Genomic DNA, 23,622 nt, shown 5'->3' on the forward strand with positions numbered 1-23,622 from the left:
GGAATGCGGCCAAGGAGCGCCGAGACTTCGGAGCCGGCTTGCGTGAAGCGGAAGATGTTGTCGACGAAGAACAGCACGTCCTGGCCCTGGTCGCGGAAATACTCGGCCTGAGCCAGACCCGTCAGGGCCACCCGCGCACGGGCGCCCGGCGGCTCGTTCATCTGGCCATAGACCAGGGTGCATTTGGAGCCTTCGGTCGAGCCGTTCTTCTTCGGGTCAATGTTCACGTTGGACTCGATCATCTCGTGGTAGAGGTCGTTGCCCTCGCGGGTGCGTTCGCCGACGCCGGCCAGCACCGAATAGCCGCCGTAGGCCTTGGCGATGTTGTTGATCAGCTCCTGCATGGTCACGGTCTTGCCGACGCCCGCGCCGCCGAACAGGCCGATCTTGCCGCCCTTGGTGTAGGGGCAGAGCAGGTCCACCACCTTGATGCCGGTGACCAGCACCTCGGCCGAGGTCGACTGCTCGGCGAAGGACGGGGCCTCGCGGTGGATCGAGGAGGTGAAGGTGGTCGCGATCGGGCCGGCCTCGTCGATCGGGTCGCCGATGACGTTCATGATGCGGCCGAGCGTGGCCGGGCCCACCGGCACGGTGATCGGACGGCCGGTGTCGAACACCGGCTGGCCGCGGGTGAGGCCCTCGGTGGTGTCCATGGCGATGGCGCGCACGGTGTTCTCGCCCAGGTGCTGGGCGACCTCGAACACCAGGCGGAAGGGCTGGCCGGTCCGCTGGTCGGTGTTGGTGGTTTCCAGCGCGCTCTGGATCGCCGGCAGGTGGCCTTCGAACTCCACGTCGACGACGGCGCCGATGATCTGCACCAGCTTGCCGGTGGCGACGGCCTTGGCCGCCGTGGCCGGGGTCTTCGCGGAGGCCTTCGCGGGCGCCTTGGGGGCCGCCGGCTTCTTCGCGGCGGCGGGCTTCTTGGCGGTGGTGGTAGCCATGGCTGTCTCTTTCGACTTTCGACTAGAGCGCTTCGGCGCCGGAGATGATCTCGATCAGCTCCTTGGTGATCTGCGCCTGGCGTGAGCGGTTGTATTGCAGGGTGAGCGCCGAGATCATGTCGCCGGCGTTGCGGGTCGCGTTGTCCATCGCGGTCATCTGGGCCGCGTAGAACCCCGCCTGGTTCTCCAGCATGGCGGAGAACAACTGGGTGGTGATGTTGCGGGGCAGCAGCTCCTCGAGGATCGTTTCCTCGTCGGGCTCGTACTCGTAGACCGCGCCCTTCAGGTCGATCGGCTGGGCGGCGGCCTTCACCTCGGCCGGGATCAATTGCACGCCGGTGGCGGTCTGCACGACCACCGACTGGAACTTCGAGAAGAACAGGGTGACGACGTCCACCTCGCCGGCCGCGAACATCTCCCGGATCTTCGCCGAAACCTCCTCGGCCACCGCCAGCGACGGGTTGCCGCCCGCCTCATAGGCGCCCACGGAGCGGTCGAGACGCTTCAACTGGTCGCGGGCCTTGCGGCCGACGGTGAGGATGCTGACGTCCTTGCCCTCGGCGATCAGCTTGCCGATCCGCTCGCGCGCGGCGCGGACGATGGAGGAGTTGAAGCCCCCCGCCAGGCCGCGGTCGGAGGTGGCGACCACGATCAGGTGGCGCCGGTCGGAGCCGGTGCCCACCAGCAGGCGCGGCGCGCCTTCGCCGGAGACCCCGGCGGCCAGGTTGGCGATGACCGCGGCCATCCGCTCGGCGTAGGGCCGGGCGTTCTGGGCGGCGTCCTGGCTGCGGCGCAGCTTCGCCGCCGCCACCATCTGCAGCGCCTTGGTGATCTTCTGCGTGGCTTTCACGCTTCCGATCCGATTGCGCATCTCCTTGAGGCTGGCCATCGCCTAGTTCCTGCTCCCGTCAGCCAGCGTCAGGCGAAGGTCTGGGCGAAGGCGGCCAGCACGGACTTCAGATCGTCCTCGACGTTCTTCAGGTCCTTCTCAATGCGGATCTTGTCCAGCAGGCCCTGATGCTTGGAGTGCAGGTGGGCCAGCAGTTCGCTCTCGAAGCGGCGGACCTGGTTGGTGGCGACGCCGTCCAGGTAGCCGCGGGTGCCGGCGTAGACCACGGCCACCTGTTCCTCGACCTTCAGGGGCGAGTACTGCGGCTGCTTCAGGAGCTCGGTCAGGCGTTCGCCGCGCGCCAGTTGCCGCTGGGTCGTGACGTCCAGGTCGGAGCCGAACTTCGCGAAGGCGGCCATTTCCCGGTACTGCGCCAGCTCGCCCTTGATGGGGCCGGACGCGGTCTTCATCGCCTTGATCTGAGCCGAGGAGCCCACGCGGCTCACCGAGATGCCGACGTTCACCGCCGGGCGGATGCCCTGGAAGAACAGGTCGGTCTCCAGGAAGATCTGGCCGTCGGTGATCGAGATCACGTTGGTGGGGATATAGGCCGACACGTCGTTGGCCTGGGTCTCGATGATCGGCAGCGCGGTCAGCGAGCCCGAGCCGTTGTCCTCGTTCAGCTTCGCCGCGCGCTCCAGCAGGCGGGAGTGCAGATAGAAGACGTCGCCCGGATAGGCTTCGCGGCCCGGCGGGCGGCGCAGCAGCAGCGACATCTGGCGATAGGCGACGGCCTGCTTGGAAAGGTCGTCATAGATGATCACGGCGTGCATGCCGTTGTCGCGGAACCACTCGCCCATGGCGCAGCCCGAGAAGGGCGCCAGGAACTGCAACGGGGCCGGCTCCGAGGCGGTGGCCGAGACGACGATGGTGTAGTCCAGCGCGCCGCGCTCCTCGAGCGTCTTGACGATCTGGGCGACGGTCGAGCGCTTCTGGCCGATCGCGACGTAGATGCAATAGAGCTTGGCGCTCTCGTCGGTGCCGGCGTTGATCGACTTCTGGTTCAGGATGGTGTCGATCGCCACCGCGGTCTTGCCGGTCTGGCGGTCGCCGATGATCAGCTCGCGCTGGCCGCGGCCGACCGGGATCAGGGTGTCGATGGCCTTCAGGCCGGTCTGCACCGGCTCGTGCACGGACTTGCGCGGGATGATGCCCGGCGCCTTCACGTCCACGCGGCGGCGTTCGGTGGCGACGATCGGGCCCTTGCCGTCGATCGGCTCGCCCAGCGGGTTCACCACCCGGCCCAGCAGGCCCTTGCCCACCGGCACGTCCACGATCTCGCCAAGGCGGCGGACTTCGTCGCCCTCGGAGATCGAGCGGTCTTCGCCGAAGATCACCACGCCGACGTTGTCGCGCTCCAGGTTGAGCGCCATGCCCTTCACGCCGGCCTTGGGGAACTCGACCATCTCGCCGGCCTGGACATTGTCGAGGCCGAACACGCGGGCGATGCCGTCGCCGACGCTCAGCACCTGGCCGACGTCGGAGACGTCAGCTTCCTGGCCGAAGTTCGCGATCTGCGACTTGAGGATGGCCGAGATTTCGGCGGCGCGGATATCCATGGATCTTACGCTCTCTTGAGGGCGAATTTCAGGGAGTCGAGCTTCGACTTGAGCGAAGCGTCGAACAGACGGGAGCCGACCTGCACCTTGATCCCGCCGAGGATGGCGGGGTCGACGCGGGTCTGGATTTCAGGGTCCTTGCCGAGCGCCTGGCGAAGCGCGGCGGCCACGCCCTTGGACTGGGCGGCGGACAGCGGAATGGCGGTGGTCACCTGGGCGGAGACCGCGCCGCGGGCCTTGGCCGACAGGTCCTCATAGCCGGTGATCACCGAGGCCAGCAGGGCCGTGCGTCCGTTGGCGGCCAGCAGGCCCAGGAACTTTTTCGTCGTGGCGGCGAATTTCGCCTTGGCCGCGATGGCCGCCAGGCCCTTGGCCTTGTCCTCGGCGCTGAACGCCGGGGAATGCACCAGCACGCGCAGGTCGTTGCTGTCCGCCAGCGCGGTCTTCAGGGATTTCAGGTCGGCCTCCACGGCCGCGACCTGCTTCTCATCGCTCGCCAGATCGAACAGGGCCTGAGCGTACCGGCCGCCCACATTCGATGCCTTTGAATCGTCCGCCACTTAGTTGTCCGCCCAGTGCGTCTAGGGAGCCGCGGCGGAAGGTCTCCGCAGCAGCCTTAAAGGCTTGAAAGCGCTTGGAAAAAGCACATCAGTCCGAAAGGTCTCAAAGACCCCCGTCCCAAAGCCGCGCGCCTGATAGCACGCGACCTCCCGCGCCGCAACACGGAGGGGTCACCCTGGGACCTGACGAATAGTCACGGGGTCCGCGCCTTTTCACCCCCCTGAACCGAAGGGCCCGGGGAATGCGCAAAGAAGAAGGGCGCCGGTCCCGGACCGGCGCCCTGCAGTTTCAGAAGCTCGACAACAGAGCTGCTGGGAGATCGAAGGATCGGCCTACTGCTTGGCCATCTGCGGGCCCGCGGCGCGCGCCACGGCGACGCTGTTGCAGGCGCTCAGGCGCGTGTCGTCCATGGCCTTGGCGCCGGTGTAGGAGACGATGGTCCCGAACTTGGCGGCCACGGCCTTGCAGGTCGTGCTCGAGAAGGTCAGCGAGGTCGGGGAGGTGGCGACGCAGGTGTCGCCTTCGCAGTTGAACACGGCCTCGCCGGCGATGATCTTCGTGGCCTGGGGGACAGGTTGCGCCAGCTTGGCGACCACCGGATCGGCGGCGAAAGCGGGAGCGGCGGACAGGGTGGCGACAGCGGCGCAGGCGGCCGCAAGGGTCAGGAGTTTCATAGTAGCCCTCCGGGGCGTTGGGGAGTGTCGGCGTCCCTGCTCAAGACGCCGGCCCCGTTCGCCGCGTGGGATCGCTTCGGGTATCCCCACCCTAGGCGCGCCACGAACTGAGCATCGCTAAGATAACAGTGTTAAGATCACTGGCAACTGCTATTTTCGCACAGCCGCTATGCAGGAATGTCGCAGGGCCGACGCAGCGGCGCCCATGGCTGAGCAATCTGCACTCCCCATTCCCGGGGAGGCAGCAGCAAGTTTCTCCCTAGCCGCCCGCCGCCTTGATGGCCGCGTCGATCTCGTCGAGCGTGTGGTAGCCGGGCTCCAGGGTCTTGCCGTTGATGACGAAGGTGGGCGTCGAATTGACGTGGTCGTCGCGGCTGTGGTGCTCGACCCGGTCGTTCAGCGCCTGCATGGCCTTCTCGTCGCTGGTGCACTTGTTGAAGCCGTCCTCGGTCATGCCCACCGACTTGGCGACGTCCAGCAGGGTCTCGCGCGGCGCCTGGAAGGCCTGTTCCTGGCTCGTGAAGATGGCGTCGGTGACGGCGAAGTACTTGTCCTTGCCGGCGCAGCGGGCGAGCAGGAAGCCGGAGGCCGCCACCGCGACCTCGGGGCCCGCGCCCACCAGCATCTCGCGGAACACATAGTGCACCTTGTTGGTGTCGACGTACTTGGCCTTGAACGCCGGCCACACCTCGCGCTGCCACTTGGCGCAGACCGGGCAGCCCACCGAGGCGTACTCGACCACCGTCACCTTGGCCTGGGGGTTGCCGAGATCCATGTCGTCGGCGGTGAGCGCCGTTCCGCCGCCGCCCTTGGAGCAGGCGGCCGCGCCGAACATCGTCAGCGCCATCAGCAGCGCAACCTTCATCCGCAACATCGCCTTAAAATCCCTTCCAGGGCGCGCCGGCCCGAACCGATCCCGAAACTCGGCGCGGAATGTGACGCAAGCTTGGCCTCAAGTGAAGCTGAGAGGCCATCGAACGCCTCTCAAAGCCCGCCGTTCACATCTCGTCAATCTTGTCGCGTGCTTCTGCGGCGTGGGCTATGACCCGCGCCGGGTCGGGGACCCCGCGCGACCGTAGGACGACGAGCAGATGGCCAAAGCGCCGCCGCCAAGCGACGGAGCCGGAACGCCCCGGCCGGGCCGTTCCCCCCTGCAGGCGGTGATCTACTGGGCCCTGGTGCTGGGCGTCTGGGCGCTGATCTTCGTGGTCGCCTTCTTCGCCGTCTTCTCGGTGGACCTGCCCGACACCTCCAAGCTCTACGACGTCAAGCGCCAGCCCTCGATCTCCTACCTCGACCGCTCCGGCGGGCTGGTGGCGGTGCGCGGCAGCCAGTTCGCCCCGCCGGTCGACCTCGACAAGCTGCCGCCCTACGTGCCCAAGGCCTTCGTCGCCATCGAGGACCGCTGGTTCTACTGGCACTTCGGCTTCAACCCCTGGGGCATCGCGCGCAGCCAGTTCTACGACATGACCCACCGCGGCGGCGGCCCCTTGCGCGGCGGCTCGACCATCACCCAGCAGCTCGCCCGAAACCTCTTCCTGACGCCCAACCAGACCTACCGCCGCAAGGCCCAGGAGCTGATCCTGGCCATCTGGCTGGAGGCCAAGTTCTCCAAGAAGCAGATCCTCGAGCTCTATCTGAACCGGGTCTATTTCGGCGAAGGCGCCTACGGCATCGAGGCCGCCAGCCAGCGCTATTTCGGCAAGCCCGCCGCCCAGCTCAGCCTGGGCGAGAGCGCCATGCTGGCCGGCCTGATGAAGGGCCCCTCGCGCTATTCGCCCATGGCCGACACGGCGCGATCCGAGCGGCGCGCCACCACCGTGCTGGACGAGATGGTGCGCATCCACGCCATCACGCCTGCCGAGAGGGACGCGGCCTTCCAGCAGCCGATCCGGGTCAACCCGGTGCTGGCCAACCAGCGGGCCCAGTACTTCACCGACTGGGTCGACGACCAGGTCCGCCACCTGGTCGGCCAGCCCACCGAGGACCTGGTGGTGGAGACCACCCTCGACCTGCCGCTGCAGGCCTCCGCCGAGCAGGCCGTACAGACCGGCGTCGCCGCCGCCCAGACCCAGGGCGTCAAGCAGGCGGCGTTGATCTCCCTCGACGGCGAGGGCCGGGTCCGCGCCTACGTCGGCGGGGTGAACTACCTGCAGAGCCAGTTCGACCGCGCCACCAGCGCGCGCCGCCAGGCCGGCTCGTCCTTCAAGCCCTTCGTCTACCTGACCGCCATGGAGGCCGGGCGCACGCCCGATACCCCGGTGGTCGACGAGCCGATCACCATCGGGACCTGGACGCCGCGCAACTACACCGGAAAGTACCTCGGCCCGATCACGCTGGAGATCGGGCTGAAGGAGTCCATCAACACGGTCGCCGCGCGGCTGGCCAACGAGGTCGGCACCTCCAACGTGGCGGCCACGGCCCACCGGCTGGGCATCGCCTCGCCGATCCAGCTCGATCCCTCCATGGCCCTGGGCGCCGTCGAGGTGAGCCCGCTGGAGATGGCCCAGGCCTACGCGCCGTTCTCCAACGGCGGCGTCTTCGCCAAGGGCTATGGGATCGAGCGCATCCGCACCGCCTCGGGCCGGGTGCTCTACGACCACAATGTCGGCAACGATCAGCGCCGCGCGGTGATCGGCCAGCCGGCGCTCTCCTACATGATCCGCATGATGCGCCAGGTGATCCAGTCCGGCACCGGCACGCGGGCCAATGTCAAAGGCTATGACCTGGCCGGCAAGACCGGCACGACCAGCGACTACCGCGACGCCTGGTTCATCGGCTACACCGGCGGCTTCGTCACCGCCGTCTGGGTCGGCAAGGACGACAACACCCCGATGCGGAAGGTCACCGGCGGCGGGCCGCCGGCCGCCATCTGGCACGACTACATGATCCAGGCCCTGCCGCGCCTGAAGACCCAAGGCATCCCCGGCGCCGACGCCCCGCCGCCCGCGGAGCCCACCGACGCCATCGGGGCGATCATCAGCGGCGTCAACGACCTGCTGCACGGCGACCACGAGGCCGAAGGGCCCGGCCCCGCGCCGGCGCCGCAGAGATACCCGGAAGAAGCCCCGCACTAGCCGGGCTCCTCCGTCGTCTTCGCGGGGGCTAGGTCTTCACCGCCCGAAGGCGTGCAGCCTCGCGCCCTCGGCGCGCAGCCAGGCGCGGTGCGCCTTGGGTTCGCCGACCAGGGCCTTCACATGCGCCCAGAAGCGCGGGCCGTGGTTCAGCTCCATCAGGTGGGCGCACTCGTGCGCCGCCACATAGTCGGCCACCGCGAAGGGCGCGAGCGCCAGGCGCCAGGAGTAGCGGATCGACGCCGGCTGGCCGTGCGCGCCGGGGCGGCAGGAGCCCCAGCGGCCCTTGGCGTCGGCCACGGTCACCTTCGGCGCCGGCGCGCCCAGCATGGCGGCGTAGACCTCCGTGCGCTCGCCCAGCACCGCGGCGGCGCGCTTCTTCAGCATCAGGATGACCGCCCGCGCATAGCCCTCGCCCCCAAAGTCGTCGGAGACCATGGCGGTGATCCGCGCAGGCTCGCCCCCCGCCGCCGGCAGCCATTTGGCGCGGCCCGTCCCGGCCTCCAGGCGCACCGGCTCACCGAACACGGTGAGCGTCATTCCCGGATGGATCGGCGTCGCGTCAGGCAGCTCGGCGATGCGCTCGGCGATCCAGCCGGCGCGGGCGCGGGCGAAGGCGGCGGCCTCGGGCAGGCGGCGCGGCGAGGGGGCGGTGGCGACGATCTCGCGCCGCGTGCGGTCCAGCCGCAGAGAGACCCGGCGCGCGCGGCGGTTGACCTTCAGGGTGACGGCCGTCCCGGCCACCTCCAGCCGGTCGCCGTCGGCCCAGGTTTTTCCGACAAGCGGGGATCGGCCGAAGAGACTCATCGGGCCTGAATCTAGGCGGCTTTGGTCGCCTTGGGGAGGGCGTTGGCGGGGCTGCGCGACAGGGCCGTCTCCGCCTCCCAGATGGTGCTGCGCACCCGCGGATAGATCTGGTCGCGGAACCGCGCGCCGTTGAACACGCCGTAGTGGCCGACGTGCGGCTGGACGTAGTCTTCCTTGAGTTCCGCCGGCAGGCCCGAGCAGAGGTCGTGCGCCGCCTGGGTCTGGCCGATGCCGGAGATGTCGTCGTTCTCGCCCTCGACGGTGAGCAGGCGGATGTCGGTGATGCGGTCGGGCCGCACCAGCCGCCCGCGGTGCGTCAGCTCACCCTTGGGCAGCAGGTAGCGCTGGAAGACCACGTCGACGGTCTGCAGGTAGAACTCCTCGGTCAGGTCGAGGACCGACAGATATTCGTCGTAGAACTCCAGGTGCCGCTCGGCGCCGTCGCCGTCGCCGTCCATCAACTGGCGCAGGTATCGCTGGTGCGCCTCCTGGTGCTTCTCGGCGTTCATCGACATGAAGCTGGCCAGTTGCACGAAGCCCGGATAGACGCGCCGGCCCATCCCCGGATAGGGCGGCGGCACGGTGTCGATCATGTGCGACTGGAACCAGGTGAAGGGCCGCTCCTCGGCCAGCTTGTTGGTCACCGTCGGCGAGAGGCGCGCGTCGATCGGCGAGCCCATGAAGGTCATCGAACCCGGGCGGCTCTCGTCGCCGTCCTCGGCCATCAGGGCCGCGGCGGCCAGCACCGGCGGGCCCGGCTGGCAGACGGCGACCACATGCGGCCGAGGGCCGAGCGCCTGCAGCATCGCGCGGATGTGGTCGATATAGTCGTGGAAATCGAAGCGGCCTTCCAGCACCGGCACGTCCCGGGCGTTGGTCCATTCGGTGATGTAGACCTCGTGGTCCTGCAGGAAGGCCTGCACCGTGCCGCGCAGGAGGGTCGCGTAGTGGCCCGAAAGCGGCGCCGCGATCAGCACCGCAGGCTCCCGCGTCCGCCGGCCCGCTCGACGCATGTCGGCCATGTCGCGGGCGAAGTGGGTGAGCTTGCACCAGGGGCTCGACCAGACCTCGGTCGGCCGGACGCGCACCGGCTGGCCGTCGATCTCGACGGTGTCGATGCCCCAGGCGGGCTTGCCGTAGCGGCGCGTCAGGTTCGCGAACAGGTCGGCGTTGGCGTAGAGCCGACGCCCGAGGTCGGAGTCCTTCGCCGGGTTCAGGGGCGAGGACCAGAAGTCGCGCGTCACGCGGGCCGCGGCCCGCAGCGGCGAGGCGGCGTAGAAGCCGGCTTCATAGAGGGAGTAGAGCATGTCCCATCCTTTGTGCGCCGCAGCATAACACCCGAACCGTTAACTGGGTCCATACCCAATCTTCAAGCTCAGGCGTGGCAAGATTGCGCGTGAGGACCCTGCTTCATGGCCGAGCGGATCTGGCCGGCCATGGCGTCCGGCGTTTCGCCGTAGGGGATCACGCAGACGAAGTCTCCGCTGGGGCTCATCAGATAGGTAATGGTCGAGTGGTTGATCTGGTAGTCCGGCCCGGTCCCGGCCTTCTGGTAGAACACATGGTAGGCGTGGGCGACGTCGGCGACCTGCTGGCTCGTGCCGGTCAGGCCCAGTGTGCGGTGCGGGAAAGCGCTGTTCGACAGGTAGTTGGCCAGCACCTTGGGCGTGTCGCGCTCGGGGTCGACGGAGATGAACACTGTCTGGAAGTCGTCAGCCTTCGGGCCCAGCAGCTTTTCGGTCTGGCCCAGCGCCAGCAGCGTCGTGGGGCAGGCCTCCGGGCAATAGGTGAAGCCGAAGAAGACCGCGCTCCACTTCTTCTTCAGCAGGTCCGCGTCGCGCGGCGCGCCGGTCTGGTCGACCAGGTGGAACGGTCCGCCGATGGCCGCGGTTTGGCTCTGCGGGCCCAGCAGGCCGCGCTTCACCGCCAGGCCCGTGATCACGGCGAAGGCCACAGCCAGGATGGCGAGAATGACCCAGACGGTCCGGCTCATGCGGCGTCCCTGTTGGCTCCGCGGCCCCAGGGGCGGCCGCATTAGGGCTCGTCACGGCGGCGCGGGCGCGCGATCCTGCCCGGGCCATGCCTAGATCCCAGACCTCCGCCGCGCCGTCGACAGAGCCTGGTCTCGATAGGACCGCCCGCGGCGACGCGCAAGCTGGACCGGCGGCCGGCGAGATCGACGGCGCCGAGGCCTGGCCGCGCGGCTCGGTGAATCGCGGCCGGCTGCGGGTCCGCACCCTGGTCACCCTGCGCTGGATGGTGGTGGCGGGCGAGGCGCTGCTGCTGCTCGCGGTCATGGCGAGGGGGTCGTCGCTGCCCTACGCCCTGTGCTTCGCCATCGTCGGGGCGGGCGCCTGGGTGAACCTGCTGACCGGCGTGGCCTCCCCCGGCCAGCGGGTGTTCGGCGAGCGCGAGGCCGCCGCCCAGCTCAGCCTCGACATCCTGCAGATGGGCACGCTGGTGTTCCTCACCGGCGGGACGGCCAATCCCTTCGTCCTCCTGCTGATCGCCCCGGTCACGCTGGCGGCCGCCACCCTGCCGCTGCGGCCCGTGCTGATCCTGGGCGCCATGGCCGCCCTGATCTCCGTCGCCCTGGCCTTCGCATCCCTGCCCCTGCCGCACGCGCCGGGCATGGCGGCGACCGTCCCCTTGAGCTTCCGCGTGGCCGCCGCCGTCGCCAACCTGGCCGGCATGGCGCTGACCGCCGGCTATGTGCGCCAGGCGGCGCTGGAGTCGGCCCGCATGGCGCTGGCGCTGGACGTCACCCAGGCGGTGCTGGCGCGCGAGCAGCGGCTCTCGGCCCTGGGGGCCCTGGCCGCCGCCGCCGCCCACGAACTCGGCACGCCCCTGGCCACCATCTCCATCGTCGCCAAGGAGCTGGGCCGCGAGGCCCCCACGGCCGCGGTCAAGGAGGACGCCGAGCTGCTGGTCTCCCAGGCCGAGCGCTGCCGCGAGATCCTGCGCCGGCTCACCGAAACCCCGGACGCGGCCTCCGACGAGGTTCACGAACGCATCTCCCTGCGCCAGCTCGTGCAGGACGTGATCGAACCCCACGCCGGGGTGAAAGGGGTGCGGGTCGAGGCCATCGTCACCGGCGCCAAGGGGATGAAGACCCCCGACATCCGCCGCCTGCCGGAGATCGCCCACGCCTTCACCTCCTTCGTGGAAAACGCCGTCGACTTCGCCAGGTCGGAGATCCTGCTGTCGGCGCGGTTCGACGCCGAGACCATCTCCATCGAGGTGCGCGACGACGGCCCGGGCTTCGCCCCGGAGGTGCTGGCCAAGCTCGGCGAGCCCTATGTGACCACCCGGCCGGACGCCGAGGGCTCACGCACCGGCCACATCGGCATGGGGCTCGGATTCTTCATCGCCAAGACGCTGTTGGAACGAACTGGGGCCCTTGTGACGTTTCAGAACAGCAGACCGCACGGTGCGGTTGTGTCGGCCCGGTGGCCGCGCACCAAGATCGAGGCGGGAGCCCTCTAATTCGCCCATCGAGAGTTCCAGCTTGCCCTGAGCTCCATCGCCGCGACAGAATGCCGCACAGTACCGACCCCTCAAAGGGATCCCCGCATGAACGATCTTTCCGCAGATGTGGCCGCCCTGGCCGACAAGACGTTGCTCGTGCTTGACGACGACGCCCCCTTGCGCACGCGGCTGGGCCGGGCGCTGGAGCAGCGCGGCTTCGAGCCGACGCTGGTGGGCTCGGTCTCGGAGGCCCTCGCGGCCGTGAGGGCCCACGCGCCGGCCTACGCCGTCCTGGACATGCGCCTGGAGGACGGCACGGGCCTGAAGGTGGTGGAGGCGGTGCGCGACGCGCGCCCCGACGCCAAGATCATCATGCTGACCGGCTACGGCAACATCGCCACCGCGGTCCAGGCCGTGAAGGCCGGGGCGGTGGACTACCTCTCCAAGCCCGCCGACGCCGACGACGTGGTCCGCGCGCTCCTGGCCCGCGGCGACACCGCGCCGGCCCCGCCGGACAACCCGATGAGCGCCGACCGGGTGCGCTGGGAGCACATCCAGCGGATCTACGAGCTCTGCAACCACAACGTCTCGGAGACCGCGCGCCGGCTCAACATGCATCGGCGCACCTTGCAGCGGATCCTCGCCAAGCGGGCGCCGCGGTAACCCTTCGCCCCGTTCATCCCGGCGAAGGCCTGGACGAGCGGGGTTGGGGTGAGGGCAGCGTCCTAAGCCGCCCGGAACGCCTGGTCCGGCTGGATCGTCTCGCCGCGGCGGATGATGGCGTCGATGCGGTCGCGCACCTCGCGGCCGCGGGCGCTCAGGTGGATCACGTGGCTGCGGGCGTCGGCCGGATTGAGGTAGGCCTCCAGCAGGCCGAGCGCCGGCGCCATCGACCAGCTCGACTCCTTCGGCCCCAGGGCCCGCAGGCTGCGCGAGGCGGTCGACTGGGTCAGGCCCGAGACGCCGGCCATCTCCTGCACGGTCAGCCCCTCGTTCTCCGCCACATAAAGGAAGGCGACCGCCTCGTTGAGGCTGATCCTGGGCTCCAGCCCCTTCAGAAGGCAGAGCACCTGCAGGACCGCGTTTCGCCGGCGCATGGCTTCAGGCCTCCCCGTAGAGATCGCGCGGCGCCGGCGGCCGCGCGCGCGGCAGCGGCGGCTTCGGCTGGCGGCGCTCGCGCAGGGTCAGGGTGGCGCCGGGATAGAGATCGCGGACCATGGCCAGCAGGCCCTCGATCCGCCTCTGGTGGTCCGCGGCCGCGACATAGTCGTCGACGGTGAGTTCGATGGAGATCTGGCCGCTGAGCTTCATGGCGCACCCAGCATCCGATCGCGGGCGGGCGCGATCACGCCGTATTCGATGAAGGCTGCAAATCACGCAGCCAACTGCAGTCACTGCGGCAAGCGGCAGGTTTTGCACGACAAGCGGCGTCGCCTCGGCGGGCCCGGCGGCCTAGTCTGCACGCCGTAACCGGAACGGCGCGGAGGAGCGTCCTTGGACAGCACTTTCGCCGAATCCGAGCCGGTCCGGCGGACGTTCTTCGACCGCTACCTCGCCGCCAACCTGATCCTGTGGGCGTTCACCTACCTGCTGATCAGCGTCCGCTCGCTGGGGATGCAGACGCCCTGGCCCCGGCTGCTGAACTACGGCCTGCGGCGCGCGGCGGTCTGCGCCGCGGCCTTCATCCTCTGCATCGGCTTCCAGCACCTGCTGCTGCGCTCGGCGGGCTGGTCGCGGTTCCGCAGGCTGGCCCTGGCCGCGGCGCTCTCGCTGGCGGGCGCGATCTTCTACACGGCCCTGAACCACCTGGCCTTCTACGTCATCGCCCCGGCGGCGGACGTCAGCCACGAAACGCCGATGGATGTGGTCTGGAACACCATGCTCACCTTCTCGAGCCTGGTCTGGTCGTTCGTGGCCTGGTGCGCGGTGGTCTTCGCGCTCAACTCCGACGACCGGGCGCGCGAGCAGAGCCTGCGGCTGATGGAGGCCCAGGCCCTGGCGGCCGAGAGCCAGAACCAGATGCTGCGCTACCAGATCAACCCGCACTTCCTGTTCAACACCCTGAACGCGCTCTCCTCGCTCATCCTGCAGAAGGACTTCGACCGGGCCGAGCGGATGGTGCTCTCGCTGTCCAACTTCCTGCGCGCCTCCCTCGAAAAGGCCCCCAGCGACAAGATCACCCTCGCCGACGAACTCGCCGCCCAGCGCCAGTACCTGGCCATCGAGCAGGAGCGGTTCGGCGAGCGCCTGGTCCTGGTGGAGACCGCGCCGGTCGAGTTGCAGGACGCCCTGGTCCCCGGCCTGATCCTGCAGCCCCTGATCGAGAACGCGGTGAAGTACGGCGTGGCCCGCACGACCCGGCCGGTGCGGGTGGAGATCACCGCGGCGCTCGGCGAGCGCGGCCTGGCCGTCACCGTGCAGGACGACGCCATCCCCGACATCGCCAAGGCGCCGGCCACGCTCGGCGTCGGCCTGGCCAATGTGCGACGCCGCCTGGAGGTGCTCTACGGCGAGGCCGGCCGGCTGACTTGCGGTCCGCGCCGCGGCGGCGGCTTCGCGGCCACGGTCGAGCTGCCCCTGGAACGCCGATGAACCCCTTGCGCGTCCTCATCGTCGATGACGAGCCGCTGGCGCGGCGCAGGCTGGAGATCCTGCTGCGCGAACAGCCGGCCATCGAGCTGGCGGGCTCGGCCGCCGACGGGGTGGCGGCGACCCGAATGATCGCCGAGCGCGCGCCGGATGTGGTGCTGCTGGACATCAAGATGCCGGGCCTCACGGGCCTGGAAGTGCTCGACGCCCTGGGCGAGGGGTCCGGAGGCAAGGGCCTGCCGATCGTCATCTTCGTCACCGCCTTCGACCGCTTCGCCCTGGACGCTTTCGAGCGCGCCGCCTTCGACTATCTCCTGAAGCCCGTGGAGCCGGCGCGCCTGGCCGCCGCCCTGACCCGCGCCCGCGAGGCCCTGGCCGGCCGCGCGGCCGCCGAACGGGCCCTGGAGCTGGAGGAGATCCTGCGCAACCTGCGCGGCGACCCGGCGAACGCGCCGGCGCCCAGCCTCTACGCCCGCGAGATCTGGATCCAGGAGCGCGGCGGGCGCACCAGCGTGCCGATCGCGGCCATCGACTGGATCGCCGCCGAGCGGGACTATGTGCGCATCCACACCGGCGCGCGCAGCTTCCTGGTCCGCCAGTCCATCGGGGCGCTCGCCGAGCGCCTGGACCCGGCCCAGTTCATCCGCATCCACCGCTCCAGCCTGGTCCGCACCGACCGCATCGTGCGCATCCGCCACGCCGCCGGCCGCGGCGCGGTGATCCTGTCGACGGGCGTCGAAGTCGCAGTCTCCCGCCGGCACATGGGCGCGCTCAAGGCGATGAGTCGGGGCGCTTAGTTTTCCCCGCTCGCCCCTCTACATCGTCATCCTCCGGTCGCGTGAAGACGCGATCCGGGGGACCCAAGCCGAGTCCAGGCCGCCCACCGGCTCACTCCAGGCTGAGCGCCTGCACCCCCGCGGCGCGCAGCGCCGCCAGCCGGCCGAAGGCGAGGGTCAGGGCCTTGCGCCGCGCGCCTGCCAGCGGGACCGCGGCCGCCTCGCGCAGCACCGCCCCGCCGAAGCCGTCGGCGACGATCAGGCCGGGCTCCTGCGGCAGGATCTCGCGCGGAAACTCCGGCGCCACGGCGAAGGCGAAGGCGTCGCAGTAGGGCTGGTACTCGTGCCATTTCTGGTCGGTGCGGAAGTCCTCAAGGCTCGACTTCACCTCGACGATGAAGATCTCGCCCCGGCGCCCGAGCGCCATCAGGTCCGCGCGCCGCCCATTGGGCAGGGTCACCTCGGCCAGGGGCGCGTAGCCGAGCGCCGTCAGCAGCCGCGCGGCGCCGCGGGTGACGGCGGCGGTGGTCTCGGGCCGCGAGACGGTGACGAAGGCGACGGTGGTGTCCACCTCCGCAGAATGTTCCGGCTACGTTCCGGACGCAAGGCCTCAGCGCGTCCCGGGCAACGGCACGCCCCGCGGCCATGGGCGTGGCGCGTCAAGCGCGTCCGACAGTTCCGGATACCGGTAGACGACCCCGCCGCCGGGCCCCACGATCCGGTAGGCCATGGGGGCCGGGTCGTCGAACGAGGCGCCGGCATAGAGCAAGGCCGCCTGCATCCGGGCGTGCTCGTCGTTCCAGGCCTCCAGTTCGTGGCCGCGGTTCACGTCGGCCGGCGCGCCCTCGGGCCATTCGAAATGCATGACGTAGATTGGGTTTGCCGGCACGCCAGCCTCTCGACCAGATCAGGCGGGAGCGCTCTGGACTCTCAGCCGTCGGCGCCCAGGAACTAGGCCGGCGATGACGCATGTTAAGTCGGCAACCCGACGTTGTAAACGTGCGAGTCGACAGAGCGGCCCGTGAACTCAACCGTGGGCGGGCAGCGGGAACTCCAGGCGCCCGATGTCGAAGCCGAGCTGCTTGATGCGCGCCACGGCCTCCGTCTTGATCGCCGTGGGCAGGGTGGGCTTCTGCGACATCAGCCACAGGTAGCGCCCGTCATGGGTGGCCAGGATCAGCCAGCCCTCGTCGGACCTTTGGTCGAGCACCCAGTACTCCTGGCTCACCAGCCCGCCGAAGAAGGTCATCCTGAACTTGGCGTTGGACACCGGGTCGGCGACGCGGGCGTGCGCCTTCCACTCGGCCAGCGGGCCGTCGGGCGAGCCCTTGTGGCAGGTCTGGATCACGGCGAAGCCGTCGCCGGTGCGCGTCCAGTCCGACTCGCCGGCCTGGCAGCCGCGCTGGATCATGTTCGGCATGCGGGCCACCTCGTACCAGCGGCCCATCATCTTGGTCAGTTCGATGTGGGCGACCGGCTCGGCCATGGCGTCGGCCGACGCCGGGGCAGCGGCGATGAACGCCGACGCGACGGCGAGACTCAGGATCAGGCGTTTCAGCATGGGGCCGGTGAATAGCTGCGTCTTGCGACAAAGGAAACGCCCGCGGAGGGATCGCGGGCGCCGCATCAAGACGCATCACAACCATGCCCTTTTGAGGGCAGAGCTGCTCCAGCGGCCGAGGTTTTGCTATTCGGCGGCGGCGGAGACCGGCTCGGCCCCCTCTTGCGACCTGGCCTTGAAGTTGATCGCCTGCAGGTAGCGGATGCCGTCCTCGGCGATGTCGTCGCCCACGGTGCGGTCGCCCTCCGCCGCCAGCTCGTCCATGTCGACGTACATGGCGTAGAAGCCGCGGGTGCGCTCGGTGATCAGCCGGGCCTGCAGCAGGGTCTTGATCAGCACCCGGAAGACGTTGGTCTCGCCCTTGAACTTGCGCGTCGGGTCACGCTCCTTGCGGCGCTGGATGATGTCGGCCACCACCCGCTCGGGATCGAGGTCGAACCGGCCGTAGATCTCCGCCATCTGCCGCGGGTCGCCACGGTCGAAGAGCAGGCTCTGGGCGCAGTGGGCGGTCCAGTCCTCGACCAGGTTGCGCTCGGCCTCCGTGAGCTGCGGGATCGTCCGGTCGGCCCAGATCTTCCCGAACTTGTGGTGGAAGGCCTCGTCGGTCATCACCAGTTGGAACAGCCGCTTGGCGACCGGATCGCGATTGTGGCGGTAGCCGTTGGCGAAGGCGCCCATGGCCAGGCCCTCGACCAGCATCTGCATGCCGACGATCTTCTTGTAGACCTCGGGCGCCTCGATGATCTCCACCAGCAGGCTCTTCAGCGCCGCCCCGCACTCGGTGGGCCGGCCCCAGCGCGCCTTGATATATCTGGCGAAGGCGGTGACGTGGCGCGCCTCCTCGCGGGTCTGGTTGGCGGCGTATTCCTGGGCGCCCTGGTCGTAGAGCACGTGGCAGAGGCTGGCCGACAGGTTCAGCGCGCCCTGCTCCCCATGCAGGATCGAGGAGAAGCCCCTGAGCTGCATGTAGTTGATGAAGGCGATCTTCTGCCTGGGGTCCTTGAGCGTCGCGGCGACGTAGGGCAGGCGCAGGAGCGGCTGCTGCTCGTCGGGGACCATAGCTTCGTTCTCGAGGTCGAAGGGTTCGTCGAAGTCGATGTAGCGCTTGTCCAGCGGGTCCCAGAAATGGTCGTGGGTGGCGCTGATGATCTTGTCGAAGGCCGTGGAGCGCTCGTTGTAGCGGTCCAGCGTCAGCATGGACTCGAAATCGTCCGGGGCCACCGCCCCGTACATGGCGTCCTTGGTGATGTTGCCGTCGGCCATTGCGTGCGCTCCCAGGACGGCCCGCCCATTTGCGCGTGTTCGGCGCGAGCCTGATCGGCGTTCACTGAAGGATCGCCCCGAGGCCGCCGCGCGTCAAAGGAAACCGGACCGGGGACGGCGCGCCGCCGAATGGACCTTGGCGTCAACCGGCGTTCGCCCGCACTATCGCCCGCATGAGCCCGCAGGCCCTGAGCGAGCAGCCCTTCGAGTTCGGCGACTGGCGCGTGGAGCCGGCGCGGGGCGTGCTGACGGCTCTGGAGGGCGGCGCGGAGACCCGCATCGAGCCACGGCTGATGGACCTGCTCCTGCTGTTCGCCGGTTCGGCGGGCCGGGTGCTCGGCAAGCAGGAGATCATCGACGGCGTCTGGGGCCGCGTGGTCGGCGACGATACGCTTGCGGCGACCGTGAGCCGGTTGCGCGCCGCGCTCGGCGAGACGCCGGAGCGCCGCTACATCGAGACCCTGCCCAAGCGCGGCTATCGCCTGGCGATGGCCCAGGACGCTTCGCCGGGCGCCGCCCGCGCCGAGGCCAAGGCGCCGACCAAGGCCGCCGCCCTGGCGGCGCAGGGCCGCGCGGCCCTGGCCTCCCCCTATCCGGCCAGCCAGGCCCAGGCGCGGCTCTATTTCGAGGCCGCCGTGCGCGAGGCGCCGGGCTGGGCGCCGGGCCACGTGGGCCTGGCCCAGGCCCTGTCGGCCCAGCACCTCGCCGGCGCTGGAGGCGGGCTGATGGCCGCCGCCCAGGCCGCCGCCCACGCCGCTGTGGGCCTCGACCCCAACCTCGCCGCCGCCTGGTCGGTGCTGGGGCTGGCCCTGCTGATGGGCGAGCGCGATTTCGCCGCCGCCGATGCGGCGCTGCGCCGCGCGCTGGCCATCGACCCCGGCCACGCCTCGGCGCGCCGCCACCGGGCCTTCGGCTTCGCCGCGCTCGGCCGGTTCGTCGAGGCCGAGCGGGAGAGCCGCCGCGCCGTCGAGCTGGAGCCCGTCTCCCTGGCGGCGCACGGCGCCCTGCTGCAGGTGCTGCTGGCTGCGCGGCGCTATCGGCAGGCCATCGCCGCGGCCAACGCGGCGCTCGCCTTGAGCCCGCTCTCCAGCGAAGGCTGGTACGCCAGGGGCTGGGCCCAGGTCCTGAGCGGCGACGAGGCCGGCGGGGTCGAGGCCCTGCTGAAGGGCCTGGAGCTCTGGGGCGTCGACCGGCCGCGGATCGAGGCCCTGCGCGCCTGCGCCGCCGCGGGCGGCTTCCCGGCCCTCTGCGCGGCCGGGGCCGACCTTTTCGAGACCCAGAAGGTGATGTTCACGCCCAGGCTCACCGACGTGGCCTTCCTGCGCGCCGCCGCGGGCCAGCCCGACCGGGCCTTCGCCGCCCTCCAGGCCGCCGCCGACCTCGACGACCCCTACCTCGTCTTCCTCCCCTGGCTCCCCTATTGCGACCCGCTGCGGGACGACCCGCGATGGCCGCGCCTGATGGAGAAGGTTCGCCTGGTGCGGTGACAATCTCCTGTCCCCAAGGAAATCCCAAGGTTTCCGGCAGGCGGCGGCAAACACATCGGGGGCCCACGGACCCAAGGTCCTTCCATCGCAACCCGGGAGGGTCCCATGACCACCGCCAAGACGATCGTCCGCGGCGCCGCCGCCTTCGGCCTCGCCGCCCTCGTGAGCTTCGCCATCGTCGCATACGGCCAGGGGCTCTGGCAGCCGCTGGTCATCGCCAACATCAAGTTCCATCCGGAGATCCCGTGGGCCGCGCCGACCATGGCGGTCCTGCTGGCGGGGCTGCTCGCCTACCTCTCCGGCCGCGGCTGGCCACGGGCGACAAGCGAACGCCGCCGCGAGCTGTTTCGGTGGAACCGGATGCCGTGGTCGACCTTCTTCCTGGCCGTCGGCGCCGGGGTCCTGGGCCTCGCGGCCTTCGGCGGCCTCTGGATCGCCGCCGCGGACCTGGTTCATATCCCCGCAGGCGTGCAGCCGAAGCTCGGCCACATCCCATTGCCCACGGCGATCTCGTTCCTGGTGATGAGCGCGCTCGCCGCCCCGCTCAGCGAGGAGGCCGCCTTCCGCGGCTACGCCATGGGCATCCTGCAGAAGGCCTGGGGCCATGCGCCCGCGGCCATCGTCGGCTCGACCCTGCTGTTCGCCGCGGTCCACTTCGTCCAGGGGATCGATGCGGTGAAGCTCAGCCTCTATTTCGGCGCGGGCCTGATCTTCGCCCTCTTGGGCTACATGACCAACTCGCTCTACGCGGCGATGGCGGTCCACAGCCTGGGCGACGTGCTGGGCTTCACGGTGCTCTGGCCGCACGACCAGATCCCCCACGCCATGGGCTTCGCGGACCCGCTGTTCGCCCCGGCCCTGGCGGCGCTGGCGGTCTTCGCCCCGCTGACGGTCCTGGCCTTCCGCAAGCTCCACGCAGTCAGCCGCCCCCTGCGCGCCGCGCCTCCGCCCCGAGCCCTCGGCGCCCTGCCGGTTGCGGCATAGGAACCTGCTCCTTGCGGGAGAAGGTTGCCCCGGAGGGGTCGCGCGAACCCCTCCCAAGACGATGAGGGATCGCACAGCCCACGCCGTGCGACCCCTCATCGCTCAGGCCTTCGCCTGACACCTTCTCCCGCAAGGGGAGAAGGAGACTACTCCGCGGCGATCATGATCTTGGCGAGCGCGCGGTCCTTGAAGTTGATCTCCTGGAGGTACTTGATCCCCTCTTCGGCGATGTCGTCGCCGACCATCTTGTCGCCTTCGTTCTTCAGCTCGTCGATGTCGACGTAGACCGCATAGAACGCCTTGGTGCGGTCGGTGATGATGCCGGCGTTGACCAGGGTCTTCACCAGGACGCGGAAGATGTTGGTGGCTTCCTTCATCTCCTCGCGCCGGGTCTCGTCGCTGACCAGCTTGCCCATCTCCTCGATCACCCGGTTCGGGTCGAGGCCGAATTCCTCGTAGAGGCCGACGTTCTGGGTCGGGGCGACCAGGTTGAACAGCAGCGTCTGGAAGCAGTGCGCCGCCCACATCTCGATGACCTCGTGCTCGGCCTCGGTCAGGTGCGGGATGGTGCGGTCGGCCCAGATCTTCCCGAACTTGTGGTGGAAGGCCTCGTCGGTCATGACGAGCTGGGTCAGCTTCCTGGCCAGCGGGTCGGCGGTCTCGTTGAAGATCGTGGCGAAGGCGCCCATGGCCAGGCCCTCGACCAGCATCTGCATGCCGATGATCTTCTTGTAGACCTCGGGCGCGCCGATGATCTCCACCAGCAGGTCCTTCAGGATCGGGCCGCATTCCACCGGCCGGCCCCAGCGGGCCTTGATGTAGCGGGCGAAGGCGGTGACGTGGCGGGCCTCTTCGCGGGTCTGGTTGGCGGCGTACTCCTGCGCGCCCTGGTCCTTCAGCACGTGGCACAGGCTGGCCGACAGGTTTAGCGCGCCCTGCTCGCCGTGCAGGATCGAGGAGAAGGTCCGCAGCGTCTGGGCGTTGGCGAAGGCGATGCGGCGCTTCTCGGTCCCCAGCACCTCGTTGACGTAGTCCAGCTTCAGCGGGCCGATCATCTTCTCCGGCAGGATCATGGTCGCTTCCATGTCGAACGGCTCGGAGAAGTCGATGTACTTGGGGTCCAGCGGATCCCAGAAGTGGTCGTGGGTCGCGCTGATGATCTTGTCGAACGCCGTCGAGCGGGCGTTGTAGCGGTCCAACTCCAGCATGGACTCGAAATCGTCCGGCGCCACGGCGTCGTAGATGATGTCCTTGGTGATGTTGCCGTCGGCGGCCATGGCGTCTGCTCCTGGGGCGCGGGCGAGGTCGGCCCGTCTGGCGTTGGGATGACCCAACCATCTAAACACTGATAAGTCAACGAAAGATGACGCTGGCGTCAGGTTTGTTCGCGACCGACGAATCCTGAAGCGCGGCGAAACATTGCGGCCAAGCTCTGGTCCCATTTGGCGCGCAAGGGTCGCATTGTGCAGCCAGCAGCCACCCAGCCCGGATCGCCCCGCATCCTCGTGGTCGACGACGACGAGGGACTGCGGACGTGCATCGCCGACTACCTCGCGGCGGAAGGCTATGGCGTCGGCGTCGCCCGCGATGCGCCGTCGATGGACCAGGCCCTGGCCGGGGCCGGCTGCGACCTCGTGGTGCTGGACCTCATGCTGCCGGGCGAGGACGGCCTTTCCATCTGCCGCCGCCTTTCCGAATTCGGCGGGCCGCCGGTCATCATGCTGAGCGCGGTGGGCGAGGAGGTGGATCGGATCGTCGGGCTGGAGCTCGGCGCCGACGACTACCTGGCCAAACCCTGCCGGCCCCGCGAGTTGCTGGCCCGCGTCCGCGCGGTCCTGCGCCGCCGAAACGACGCCGCCGACGCGGCGCAGCCCGGCAAGGCCGACTACGGCTTTCTCGGCTTCACCCTGGACGCCGCGCGGCGCACGCTCCGCTCCCCGGACGGGGTTGTGATCCTGTTGAGCGCCGGCGAGTTCTCCCTGCTGCTGGCGTTCCTCACCGACCCCGGGCGGATCCTCTCTCGCGACGAGCTGATCGAGAAGTCCAAGGGCATGGACGCCGACGTCTTCGACCGCGCCGTGGACGTGCAGATCAGCCGGCTGCGGCGAAAGCTCAACGACAACGTGCCCAACGAAGTGATCCGCACGGTTCGCGGCCGCGGCTACATCTTCGACGCCGCGGTGAGCCGCGGTCCGGCCCCGCGGCTCGCCGCCCAGGCCTGACCCTTTCGAAGCGCCGGACCCGGCCGACGGCCGGCCGGCGAGGCCTTCAAACGCCAAGCCCGCGCACCCTCCCGACGAGCCAGGAACGGCTCCCACGACCTTGAGCGGCAGACCCGTCAAAAAAGACCCTCCCTCGGGTGAGGGAGGGTCAGTGGAAGTGTCATGCCCGGCGCAAAGGGGGAGGAGGCCGGGATGCCCGGTTCTTCTCGGCCAGCGCCGCGGCAGGAGCTGGTCCTCGGGGTGGCGACAGAAAGGAACTTGTTGCCGGATCGTATCGTCGCGCGCCCTGGCCTTCCGGGCGCAACGCTTGCCGCGGAGCCGCCGCGTTCGGCTCCCAGCCTAACCGGCGCTCGCCTCGATGGCGTCGATGTCGGCGTCGGAGAGACCCATGTGGTGGCCGATCTCGTGGACCAGGACGTGCGCGACCAGCTCCTCCAGGGTCACCTCGCCATGCTCGGCCCACTCGTCGAGGATCGGGCGGCGGTAGAGGAAGATCATCGAGGGCGCGGCCGCGGGCCCGATCCCGCCGCGGCGGCCGATGTCGACCCCCTGGTAGAGCCCGGTCAGGCCGAACGGGTCCTCGATGCCGAGCTCGTCCAGCACCTCGTCCGAGGGGAAGTCGTCGACGCGGAAGACCACGTCGCCGGTCAACTTGCGGAAGCCCTCCGGCAGGGTCAGGAAGGCGGCCTGCGCCAGGGCCGCGAGGTCGTCCAGCGACGGGGCCTTGCCGAACGGGCCCGGGGCCTGGCTCTCACTCATCGGGGCGA

The 23,622-nt window shown here is 69.7% G+C and carries 24 protein-coding genes and 1 pseudogene; 8 read left to right on the top strand and 17 right to left on the bottom strand.

The features are described 5' to 3' along the window. The 6 genes and pseudogenes from VNW53_RS18815 to VNW53_RS18840 form a co-directional block, all read right to left on the bottom strand. Nucleotides 1–941: pseudogene (locus tag VNW53_RS18815) on the bottom strand (F0F1 ATP synthase subunit beta); the annotation flags it as partial. Nucleotides 942–963: 22 nt separating this feature from the next. Then, complete coding sequence (locus tag VNW53_RS18820; protein ID WP_325557514.1) at nt 964–1,830, bottom strand: F0F1 ATP synthase subunit gamma; 867 nt, start codon at nt 1,828–1,830, stop codon at nt 964–966. A 29-nt stretch (nt 1,831–1,859) separates the two neighbouring features. Continuing rightward, nucleotides 1,860–3,389, bottom strand: a complete 1,530-nt coding sequence (gene atpA, locus VNW53_RS18825) for a F0F1 ATP synthase subunit alpha (protein ID WP_325557516.1) — start codon at nt 3,387–3,389, stop codon at nt 1,860–1,862. 5 nt (nt 3,390–3,394) lie between these two features. Further along, on the bottom strand, nt 3,395–3,949 hold the full coding sequence (locus VNW53_RS18830; protein WP_325557518.1) for a F0F1 ATP synthase subunit delta: 555 nt from the start codon (nt 3,947–3,949) through the stop codon (nt 3,395–3,397). A gap of 333 nt (nt 3,950–4,282) precedes the next feature. Then, nucleotides 4,283–4,624, bottom strand: a complete 342-nt coding sequence (locus VNW53_RS18835; protein ID WP_325557520.1) for a CC_3452 family protein — start codon at nt 4,622–4,624, stop codon at nt 4,283–4,285. 259 nt (nt 4,625–4,883) lie between these two features. Beyond that, complete coding sequence (locus VNW53_RS18840) at nt 4,884–5,489, bottom strand: DsbA family protein (RefSeq protein ID WP_325557522.1); 606 nt, start codon at nt 5,487–5,489, stop codon at nt 4,884–4,886. Nucleotides 5,490–5,715: 226 nt separating this feature from the next. On the opposite strand from VNW53_RS18840, the gene VNW53_RS18845 reads away from it, so the two are divergent. Continuing rightward, entirely contained in the window at nt 5,716–7,701 is a 1,986-nt protein-coding gene (locus tag VNW53_RS18845; protein ID WP_325557524.1) for a penicillin-binding protein 1A, read from the top strand. Nucleotides 7,702–7,737: 36 nt separating this feature from the next. Here the strand turns inward: VNW53_RS18845 and VNW53_RS18850 are convergent, their stop codons facing one another. The 3 genes from VNW53_RS18850 to VNW53_RS18860 all read right to left on the bottom strand — a co-directional run bounded on the left by VNW53_RS18850 (nt 7,738) and on the right by VNW53_RS18860 (nt 10,498). Continuing rightward, on the bottom strand, nt 7,738–8,505 hold the full coding sequence (locus VNW53_RS18850; RefSeq protein ID WP_325557526.1) for a M48 family metallopeptidase: 768 nt from the start codon (nt 8,503–8,505) through the stop codon (nt 7,738–7,740). An 11-nt stretch (nt 8,506–8,516) separates the two neighbouring features. After that, nucleotides 8,517–9,812: a polyhydroxyalkanoate depolymerase gene (locus tag VNW53_RS18855; protein WP_325557528.1), complete on the bottom strand. Its 1,296-nt coding sequence runs from the start codon at nt 9,810–9,812 to the stop codon at nt 8,517–8,519. 68 nt (nt 9,813–9,880) lie between these two features. Continuing rightward, nucleotides 9,881–10,498, bottom strand: a complete 618-nt coding sequence (locus VNW53_RS18860) for an SCO family protein (RefSeq protein ID WP_325557530.1) — start codon at nt 10,496–10,498, stop codon at nt 9,881–9,883. Nucleotides 10,499–10,584: 86 nt separating this feature from the next. On the opposite strand from VNW53_RS18860, the gene VNW53_RS18865 reads away from it, so the two are divergent. After that, complete coding sequence (locus VNW53_RS18865) at nt 10,585–11,991, top strand: ActS/PrrB/RegB family redox-sensitive histidine kinase (protein ID WP_325557531.1); 1,407 nt, start codon at nt 10,585–10,587, stop codon at nt 11,989–11,991. Between the two features lie 87 nt (nt 11,992–12,078). Then, nucleotides 12,079–12,636, top strand: a complete 558-nt coding sequence (locus VNW53_RS18870) for an ActR/PrrA/RegA family redox response regulator transcription factor (protein ID WP_325557533.1) — start codon at nt 12,079–12,081, stop codon at nt 12,634–12,636. A gap of 62 nt (nt 12,637–12,698) precedes the next feature. Here VNW53_RS18870 and VNW53_RS18875 read toward each other — a convergent pair whose 3' ends face one another. Together VNW53_RS18875 and VNW53_RS18880 are read right to left on the bottom strand one after the other, a co-directional pair. Next, nucleotides 12,699–13,070, bottom strand: a complete 372-nt coding sequence (locus VNW53_RS18875) for a MarR family winged helix-turn-helix transcriptional regulator (protein ID WP_325557535.1) — start codon at nt 13,068–13,070, stop codon at nt 12,699–12,701. Between the two features lie 4 nt (nt 13,071–13,074). Continuing rightward, complete coding sequence (locus tag VNW53_RS18880) at nt 13,075–13,284, bottom strand: hypothetical protein (protein ID WP_325557537.1); 210 nt, start codon at nt 13,282–13,284, stop codon at nt 13,075–13,077. Between the two features lie 183 nt (nt 13,285–13,467). Between VNW53_RS18880 and VNW53_RS18885 the strand changes: the two genes are divergently transcribed. Together VNW53_RS18885 and VNW53_RS18890 are read left to right on the top strand one after the other, a co-directional pair. Continuing rightward, nucleotides 13,468–14,565 carry a sensor histidine kinase gene (locus VNW53_RS18885; protein WP_325557538.1) on the top strand — a complete coding sequence of 366 codons (1,098 nt, stop codon included), beginning with the start codon at nt 13,468–13,470 and terminating at the stop codon, nt 14,563–14,565. Continuing rightward, nucleotides 14,562–15,359 carry a LytTR family DNA-binding domain-containing protein gene (locus VNW53_RS18890; RefSeq protein ID WP_325557539.1) on the top strand — a complete coding sequence of 266 codons (798 nt, stop codon included), beginning with the start codon at nt 14,562–14,564 and terminating at the stop codon, nt 15,357–15,359. Before VNW53_RS18885 ends, VNW53_RS18890 begins: the two co-directional genes overlap by 4 nt. Nucleotides 15,360–15,450: 91 nt before the next feature. On the opposite strand, the gene mmcB is transcribed toward VNW53_RS18890, so the two are convergent. The 4 genes from mmcB to VNW53_RS18910 all read right to left on the bottom strand — a co-directional run bounded on the left by mmcB (nt 15,451) and on the right by VNW53_RS18910 (nt 18,162). Then, the gene (mmcB, locus tag VNW53_RS18895) at nt 15,451–15,909 is read right to left on the bottom strand and encodes a DNA repair putative endonuclease MmcB (RefSeq protein WP_325557541.1); all 459 of its coding nucleotides are present in this window, start codon (nt 15,907–15,909) and stop codon (nt 15,451–15,453) included. 39 nt (nt 15,910–15,948) lie between these two features. Beyond that, entirely contained in the window at nt 15,949–16,227 is a 279-nt protein-coding gene (locus VNW53_RS18900) for a hypothetical protein (protein ID WP_325557543.1), read from the bottom strand. A 138-nt stretch (nt 16,228–16,365) separates the two neighbouring features. Beyond that, on the bottom strand, nt 16,366–16,899 hold the full coding sequence (locus VNW53_RS18905; protein ID WP_325557544.1) for a lipocalin family protein: 534 nt from the start codon (nt 16,897–16,899) through the stop codon (nt 16,366–16,368). Between the two features lie 126 nt (nt 16,900–17,025). Beyond that, entirely contained in the window at nt 17,026–18,162 is a 1,137-nt protein-coding gene (locus tag VNW53_RS18910; RefSeq protein ID WP_325557546.1) for a ferritin-like domain-containing protein, read from the bottom strand. Nucleotides 18,163–18,335: 173 nt separating this feature from the next. Between VNW53_RS18910 and VNW53_RS18915 the strand changes: the two genes are divergently transcribed. Continuing rightward, on the top strand, nt 18,336–19,649 hold the full coding sequence (locus tag VNW53_RS18915) for a winged helix-turn-helix domain-containing protein (RefSeq protein WP_325557547.1): 1,314 nt from the start codon (nt 18,336–18,338) through the stop codon (nt 19,647–19,649). Between the two features lie 105 nt (nt 19,650–19,754). Continuing rightward, nucleotides 19,755–20,633, top strand: a complete 879-nt coding sequence (locus VNW53_RS18920) for a type II CAAX endopeptidase family protein (protein WP_325557548.1) — start codon at nt 19,755–19,757, stop codon at nt 20,631–20,633. A gap of 146 nt (nt 20,634–20,779) precedes the next feature. Here VNW53_RS18920 and VNW53_RS18925 read toward each other — a convergent pair whose 3' ends face one another. After that, nucleotides 20,780–21,910 carry a ferritin-like domain-containing protein gene (locus VNW53_RS18925; RefSeq protein WP_325557550.1) on the bottom strand — a complete coding sequence of 377 codons (1,131 nt, stop codon included), beginning with the start codon at nt 21,908–21,910 and terminating at the stop codon, nt 20,780–20,782. A gap of 183 nt (nt 21,911–22,093) precedes the next feature. Here VNW53_RS18925 and VNW53_RS18930 point away from each other — a divergent pair, with 183 nt between their 5' ends. Continuing rightward, complete coding sequence (locus VNW53_RS18930) at nt 22,094–22,855, top strand: response regulator (protein WP_414693303.1); 762 nt, start codon at nt 22,094–22,096, stop codon at nt 22,853–22,855. Nucleotides 22,856–23,194: 339 nt separating this feature from the next. On the opposite strand, the gene VNW53_RS18935 is transcribed toward VNW53_RS18930, so the two are convergent. Next, nucleotides 23,195–23,614 (bottom strand): metallopeptidase family protein, encoded by a 420-nt coding sequence (locus tag VNW53_RS18935; protein WP_325557552.1) that lies wholly within the window; start codon nt 23,612–23,614, stop codon nt 23,195–23,197. Nucleotides 23,615–23,622: the final 8 nt, after the last annotated feature.

It is taken from the genome of Phenylobacterium sp. (genome assembly GCF_035569475.1).
GTDB lineage: Bacteria > Pseudomonadota > Alphaproteobacteria > Caulobacterales > Caulobacteraceae > Phenylobacterium.